This is a genomic window from Methylobacterium longum (assembly GCF_022179385.1).
Lineage (GTDB): Bacteria > Pseudomonadota > Alphaproteobacteria > Rhizobiales > Beijerinckiaceae > Methylobacterium > Methylobacterium longum.
The window spans coordinates 1-6384 of the sequence record NZ_BPQS01000096.1 but is presented as its reverse complement, the minus strand read 5'-3'; the positions used below and the strand labels follow the sequence as shown (position 1 = coordinate 6384).

At 59.9% G+C, this 6384-nt stretch carries 8 protein-coding genes and 1 pseudogene; 3 read left to right on the top strand and 6 right to left on the bottom strand.

The genetic code is table 11. The annotated features are described in order from the left end of the window. The first annotated feature begins 89 nt into the window (after positions 1–89). On the top strand, positions 90–317 hold the full coding sequence (locus tag MFF58_RS31050; protein ID WP_238294100.1) for a type II toxin-antitoxin system RelE/ParE family toxin: 228 nt from the start codon (positions 90–92) through the stop codon (positions 315–317). Between the two features lie 38 nt (positions 318–355). Here MFF58_RS31050 and MFF58_RS31045 read toward each other — a convergent pair whose 3' ends face one another. Together MFF58_RS31045 and MFF58_RS31040 are read right to left on the bottom strand one after the other, a co-directional pair. Next, positions 356–1678 carry an ATP-dependent nuclease gene (locus tag MFF58_RS31045; protein ID WP_238294098.1) on the bottom strand — a complete coding sequence of 441 codons (1323 nt, stop codon included), beginning with the start codon at positions 1676–1678 and terminating at the stop codon, positions 356–358. A gap of 2 nt (positions 1679–1680) precedes the next feature. Further along, on the bottom strand, positions 1681–2220 hold the full coding sequence (locus tag MFF58_RS31040) for a recombinase family protein (protein WP_238294096.1): 540 nt from the start codon (positions 2218–2220) through the stop codon (positions 1681–1683). Positions 2221–2617: 397 nt separating this feature from the next. On the opposite strand from MFF58_RS31040, the gene MFF58_RS31035 reads away from it, so the two are divergent. Further along, the gene (locus MFF58_RS31035) at positions 2618–3136 is read left to right on the top strand and encodes a Ros/MucR family transcriptional regulator (protein WP_238294094.1); all 519 of its coding nucleotides are present in this window, start codon (positions 2618–2620) and stop codon (positions 3134–3136) included. Positions 3137–3390: 254 nt separating this feature from the next. Here the strand turns inward: MFF58_RS31035 and MFF58_RS31030 are convergent, their stop codons facing one another. Both MFF58_RS31030 and MFF58_RS31025 read right to left on the bottom strand, forming a co-directional pair. Beyond that, positions 3391–4428 (bottom strand): alpha/beta hydrolase, encoded by a 1038-nt coding sequence (locus MFF58_RS31030; RefSeq protein WP_238294092.1) that lies wholly within the window; start codon positions 4426–4428, stop codon positions 3391–3393. A gap of 369 nt (positions 4429–4797) precedes the next feature. Next, entirely contained in the window at positions 4798–5055 is a 258-nt protein-coding gene (locus tag MFF58_RS31025) for a tyrosine-type recombinase/integrase (protein ID WP_238294090.1), read from the bottom strand. A 418-nt stretch (positions 5056–5473) separates the two neighbouring features. Between MFF58_RS31025 and MFF58_RS31020 the strand changes: the two genes are divergently transcribed. Then, the gene (locus MFF58_RS31020; protein ID WP_238294088.1) at positions 5474–5689 is read left to right on the top strand and encodes a hypothetical protein; all 216 of its coding nucleotides are present in this window, start codon (positions 5474–5476) and stop codon (positions 5687–5689) included. A 136-nt stretch (positions 5690–5825) separates the two neighbouring features. Here MFF58_RS31020 and MFF58_RS31015 read toward each other — a convergent pair whose 3' ends face one another. Then, positions 5826–6035 (bottom strand): hypothetical protein, encoded by a 210-nt coding sequence (locus MFF58_RS31015; protein ID WP_238294087.1) that lies wholly within the window; start codon positions 6033–6035, stop codon positions 5826–5828. 255 nt (positions 6036–6290) lie between these two features. Continuing rightward, positions 6291–6384 (bottom strand): annotated as a pseudogene (locus MFF58_RS31010) (IS5/IS1182 family transposase); the annotation flags it as partial.

Sequence of the window (6384 nt, the reverse complement as noted above, 5' to 3'; positions counted from 1 at the left end):
GGCTCCGACATAGCCATACGCCCTGACATCGACATGTGACGGAGCTCCCAATCCGCTCCGTATGTCGCCTTCACGCCGTCTGCCGGAAGGTGCCGCCCAGACAGCGCTTACAGCCGATCGGTTACGATGGGCTGTTCGCCGCCTTCGCGCTCCTCGCCAGCCAGCCGCGGCTGGCACGGCTGCGCGACGAGTTCACGCCGCCCGTCCGCCTGCACCCCTACCAGGCGCACATGATCGTCTATGTCGAGGAAGGGCCAGGCGTCCTTATCGTCCGCGTCCTGCACGGTAGGCAGGATTGGGAGAGCGCCCTCGCATGAAGATCATGGGGCGAAAGGTCTACCTTTCACCCCATCAGTCATACGAAACCCAGAGTGGCCTCGACCTTAGCAAGGAAGAGTGACACTAGCTCCGGGTTCATTGGAGTTGCAGCTTGGAGAAGCGCTATCACTCGATCAGCGAGTTCGTTTTTGTGCAGCGTTATGCCATTTCTTGTAATGTTGTCGCCGCTGATGGTGATAGCGCCGCCTGATCCGAAAACAGTGTCCATAACAGCATCTGGATAATAGTATTCAATTCCATTTCTTGGCCAAACAATAATATTATCACGAGGCAGGCCCATCCTGGCCAATTCATCAGCTAATCCTCTTGTATGCGTAGCATCAAGTACGACAAATATTCTGTCTCTGTATGGGCTTCTCTGAAAATCTGACAGCATTCCTTTCGCAAAATTAAGGTGCTCTTTTATTTTGCTGTCGCTATGCGCTGCTATTACGCTGATTTTATAGCTCGCGTATCTAATTGCAAATAGCTTCTCCAAGAATTTATGATCTGTCTTGCCTTCTACAAGGACAATGCAGGAGGGCAGATAAAGAGTCTCAAATCTATTACCAAGGAGAAAGAAATGAATTTTGTTGAAATCATACTGATTGGCTACGCGATTCACGTTAATAGATAGATCGGTCTTAGAAACAATATAGTTGTTCGTGATATTTTTGTGGTCAAGAAACACGGTAGAATGCGTGGCCATTACGAGTGTTCTAATATGAGAAAAGTACTTTGCTCTTTTTTCTCTATCGAATATAAAATCTGCAAGTATGCCCTGAGCTTCAGGACTGATACCTAATTCCGGTTCATCTATAAGAAATGTATCATATTCGGGGTTCAGCAGGCTTGTAACGAGCGTTGCGATCAGCCTAAAACCGGAACTCGTATAAGAAATGTTGTGCCCGTTGCACGAGACATATCTTTGAGACATAGAATTGCCGGGTATAGTTGTTAATATTTCTATCTGTGCGCCGAGCAGGTTATCCATAATCTCGGCGAAATATCCTCTAGCTACGTCAGATAATTCCGATATGGCCTGCTGTAGATTTGCAGATGAATTGTCTAGATTATGACTCTGGTTAGAAAATTCGTTTATAAAATTCTGAAATTTTTGCTGTGCCGCATTACTATTCGGTGCGAATGGAGTCAGCAGATTAAAATTCTGATAGCGCGCGGGTCCTATATACGATGCCTTTACACCCCATTGTTGAGCTATATTCTTAAGTAAGAATGATTTACCTGAATTGTTTCGTCCGACTAACACAGAATATGTGCTCTCTCGTATTTGAGAAATTGCGGACTGTGCTTCTGGCGTAAATTGTGTCTGCGGCTTCTCATCGAATTTATGCTGCATATCTAAAGCCTTGAAATCGTGCTGTGGCTGACGTTGTAGCTCCGCGCGATCACTCGCACCGGCTCGCCAGCCGCCTTGCGCTGTAGAGCTTCCTGCTGCTGGTGCGGCGTCAGTTTCGGCTTGCGGCCGTACCGGACCCCGCGCGCCTTCGCAGCGACATGACCATGCGCCGTCCGATCGAGCATGCGCCGCCGTTCGAGCTTGGCAGTCACGCCTAGGATTGCCAGCACGACTTCCGCGAAGCCACCTGCCGTGTCGATGTAGGGTTCGGCCAGGGACCGCATCGCGGCCCCGGCCTGCTGCATCTCCCTCGCCAGCACCAGCAGGTCGGTCGGATCGCGCGCCAGCCGGTCGGCGGCAGGCGTGATGACCAGATCGCCAGGCGCCAGCGCCTTCATGAGCCGCTTGAGCTGAGGGCGGTCCGTCGTCGTGCCGGTGAAGGTGTCGGAGAAGATGCGGGCGCAGCCAGCGGCTTCGAGCTGCCCCCGCTGCACGGCCAAGTCCTGCCCGTCCGTCGATACCCGCGCATAGCCGTAAATCATGAGCCCATTATGCACCGGATATATGCAACAAAAAAGGGCAATGATTTCAGCTGGTGGCCGAGTGGTGCAAATATCTTGAGTTTCGCACGGCCGGCCCTGCCGCGGCCGGGCGCTGCCTCAGTGTAATGGACGGGGAAAGCGCCAACCTCTGACTTCCGATACCGTCCGCCTTATCGGAGGCAAGCAGAGCGCGACCACTTCAGATCGCACACGCTCACAAGAACCAACTGGGGCGTCGGGGTTAAGCGTGCCGCGGAGGTACGCCGCGCGCTTCAGGCCGGAGACGTAGATTGTCTGCGGACTTCTCAGCAGCGAAAATCTTATAAATATTCGCTGTCCTATTGCTTTATTTTGCGAGAAAGCACATTGGTATCCCACTCTTAAGAGCAGGTGCATCGTGAACGAAGACGCAGAGACAAGCGAGGCTGCCGCGGTCGATTATGTACAGTTTGCGGCCGACATCGTCTCGGCCTACGTCTCCAACAACCCAGTGCGACCCGCTGATATCGCGGAACTGCTTCGCAGCGTTCACGCTTCGATCGCCAGGCTTGGCCAGGGTGCCGCGGCCGAAGCTCGTGTTGTCGAGAAGCTGACGGCCGCCCAGATCCGGAAGTCGGTGACCCCAGACGCGCTGATCTCCTTCCTTGATGGCAAGCCGTACAAGACGCTCAAGCGCCACCTCAGCGGCAACGGCATGACGATCGAGGAGTACCGGGAGCGCTTCGGGCTGCCGCGGGACTACCCCTCGACGGCTGCCAGCTACTCGGCGCAGCGCTCTGAACTGGCCAAGAGCCTCGGCCTTGGCCAGCTGCGCAGGAAAGCCGCTCCTAAGGCTGCTACGCCCGCTGAGACCATGTCCAACAAGCCGAAGCGGGCTGGCCGGTCGCGGAAGGTCAAGGAGCCGGCGGAGGCGTAGCCTCACACGCGGATCTTTGTGTCGCCCTCACCTTCTCCTTTTATCGCGGCGATGAGCACCCTTACGCTCCCGCTCGCGAGCGCGCTGGTTGCCGTGTCCTCCTGTTCGCGCGCGGCCGGTGCCGCCTGCGCACGACGCACTAGCAGCGTGGATTGGCCTGGGCGCGGTGAGCGGCGCTCAGGGTTCTGCCGTGATTAGCTCCGCTGACCATCGACGCCTCCGGGATCAGCGGATGGGCTGGGGCATTCTCCTGCTCACGCCCGGCGCCCGACCGGAGGGTTGGCCACACGATCAGGCGCGGCGGTGGCTGCACCCACGCAGCCCCTGACAAACGCGCCCGCTTCGTCCAGGGCCCGGTCCGCCTCCGGTATCGGGGCGCCGACGAAGACGTGACACATGCCCCTGTAGCAGTGCAGCGCGACCGCCTGTCCCGCACCCCTCAGACCTTGGTGCAGCCGAAGGGAGTCCGGGTGGAGGAGGTCCCGTGTACCGGTGAAGATGGTCACCGGCGGCAGGCCGTCGAGCCTGTCGAACAGGGGACTGATGCGTGGGTCTGTCAGCGGCGTCTCGGCTGCCCACAGGCGCGCTGCCGCTCGGCAGCCGGCAACGGCCAGCATCGGATCGTGGGGCGCCAGGGCATGCACCTGCGGATCTGCGAAGGTCAGGTCGAGGGCCGGAGAGAACAGCAGCAGACCTGCGGGACACTTCTCGCCTCGCGCGTGTAGCCGCTGGCAGAGACCCACCGACAGGCAGCCGCCCGCGGAGTCGCCCGCCACGATCAGGCGCTCACGATCCGTGGCGAGTTCGCCACCGAGGAGCCGCTCGAGGAACGCGTAGGTCTCCCGCCACGTCCATTCGGGCGCCAGCGGATAGCGTGGGAGAATGACCCGGGCGCCGGTACGTGCGATCAGAGCGTCGACAATCCACCAGTGCGGCGCGAGCACGTCGAAGACCCAGGCGCCGCCGTGCAGATAAAGGATCGTCGTGCCCGACGATGCGCCACGCGGCCGGATCGTGAACACCTCCGCGCCGTCCAAGACCTCCGCGTCAACGATGAGCCTTCGGCGCAGCCGGGCCGAGGGCCGCGCGGGCTCGAGCCGACGGTGACGCGCGATCTGGCGTGGCAACGCGCGGGCGTCGCGCGCCTTGCGCTTCATGCCGCTCAGCGGGAGGAGCACGTCGTTGATCAGTGCGGCACGCAGACTGACTCCGGAGGTGCGCGCCCGGACGACGAGCCCGAGTGCCGCGGCCCCGACCACTGCCAGCGCTGCACGGCGCATTCCGGTGACCAAAAGTTCGGTCCTCTCCTTTGAGCCCGTGGGTTCAATAGCTCCCGCACGACCCTGTTCCCGGCGGTCCCAGGCGTGCCGCAGGTGAAACCGGGCCATCGGAGGGCGCGAAAGGTGACGGTTTGGCGTGACCGGGGAGACCCGCCGTAGGTGCAACTCAAACTCCTGCAGAGGCATTGCTTGACCATCGTCAGCCGCATTGGGACTGCGACACCAACTATGCTGAAGGGCCTACGCACCCTTGCCGCATGGGCACTGCCGCCGTCTCGACTGATTGTTGGGTACGGCTTATCGGAACACGGGCCGGCCAAGCGGCCGAGGCAACCTGCTCGGTGACAAGGTGCGCAGCCCACTCCAGGCCGCGGTTCTGGATCATAAGAACCTACTCCCCGAGCGCCCCTTGAAGGCGTTGGCCCGCCGGATGTAGCCAACCACGGTCCGCGGGTCTTGGTGGCCTGACTGATCCATGATGCGGGCGAGATCTGCCCCGCGCTCGGCTGCCGTGGTGATGTAGCCGGCCCGCAGGCTGTGTGCCCCGAGGGTCGAGGCGTCGAGCCCCGCGGCTGCGCAGTACCCTTGCAGGATGTTGGCGAAGGACCGGTGTGTGAGCCGAGGAGCCACATCGGGCACAGTAGCCGCTTTCCGCACCCGCCCTGACCGCGATACCGGCTGGAACGCCGGACCGGACGTGATGCCGGCGGCATCAAGCCATTCCCGAACGAGGATGATGGGCGCCCGACGTGCCCTAACGTGGTTTTGGCGAAGGCACGCTGATCGTCACCATTTTCCCGCTGATTGGGTCGAAAAAGGTGACCATCATGGCAGCGGGTCCGGAGGAGCTATCCTGAATAGAACGCTGCCGACCCGCAGCTAGTGATGCCAAATGCTTACTAATTAACTGATGAGGCTTGTCAGAACAGAAAAGCCCGATAGGACCGGCCGAGCTGCGTCCTGGTGGCGCTGAATACGTCGACGCCGCTGCATTGGATATAGCGCTCCGCCCTACGTAGTTCTAATCTCGGCGGCGACTCGAACTGGGGTGCACGCCATGCGCACGTTCCTCGTCACCTTCCATAAGATCGTCTCAGATGGCCGCGGCTACGAGCATCGGGTTCTACAGCAACAGGCCGTTGTGCCCGCCAGCTACGGAGAAGCGGCGGCCGATGCAGCAAAGGCGCTATTCTGTAAGGCCGCCAGCATCGTAGACTGGCGGCAGCGGGCTGATACCTGCGAGGTCGTCGAGCTGTCCGAGCTGGTCGCCTGACACGAAGGTGCCCGCCCCGATCGGCCAAGCGGGCATCTTCCGCAAACAGCACTCACAAGGGACGTCCTGGAGACGCGGAAGGCGGCCGAACAGTTTCCGGAATAGGGGTAGTGATCTGCAAATCTGCCACTACTGGTCAGTTGGCGATGTGAGCTGCCAAGCCTGCCAGCCCGCGCAAGTAGGATTGGCCGTCCTCACTGCTCCTTAAGCGCAATCCCGCGGCCAGCTCTCCAAGTTGAACCTGAAGGATCTCGATACTCTTTTGGGACAGATTGGGCGGAAGAAAAACGATCGCTTCGCCTTCGTCGAGCCTTATCGTCTCGCGGGTGGCCGGAGTGTAGGGCATGGGACCCTCCATCGAGCAGAAGTAATTGCTCTGTGTGGAGGCTAAGTTCTCACAACCCATAGGCCTCGGCGGTGCTCCGGCGCACGCGCTTGAAAACTGATCTTCGACAGCTTGCGGCCTGTGAAGTGGCGCAGCGTCGAGTAGCGGCTTGCCGTAGATATCGTCGGATCCAGCGTGCTATCGTCTTCCCCTTGGGAGAGGGGCCTCGATGATCCGATCCGCTATCGCGCTGGTGTTCCTAGGGTTTGGACTCGATCAGCACCAGAAGGCGATGATTGCAGCCAGGGCGACGGCTGAGGCGTAGTTGCGAGCGAGCTTGTCGTACCGGGTGGCGATGCGGCGGAAGTCC

Coding starts and splice junctions, on each gene's coding strand:
- MFF58_RS31045 (WP_238294098.1), bottom strand. CDS start 1,678: ATGCAGCATAAATTCGATGAGAAGCCGCAGACACAATTTACGCCAGAA.
- MFF58_RS31040 (WP_238294096.1), bottom strand. CDS start 2,220: ATGATTTACGGCTATGCGCGGGTATCGACGGACGGGCAGGACTTGGCC.
- MFF58_RS31020 (WP_238294088.1), top strand. CDS start 5,474: ATGCGCACGTTCCTCGTCACCTTCCATAAGATCGTCTCAGATGGCCGC.
- MFF58_RS31015 (WP_238294087.1), bottom strand. CDS start 6,035: ATGCCCTACACTCCGGCCACCCGCGAGACGATAAGGCTCGACGAAGGC.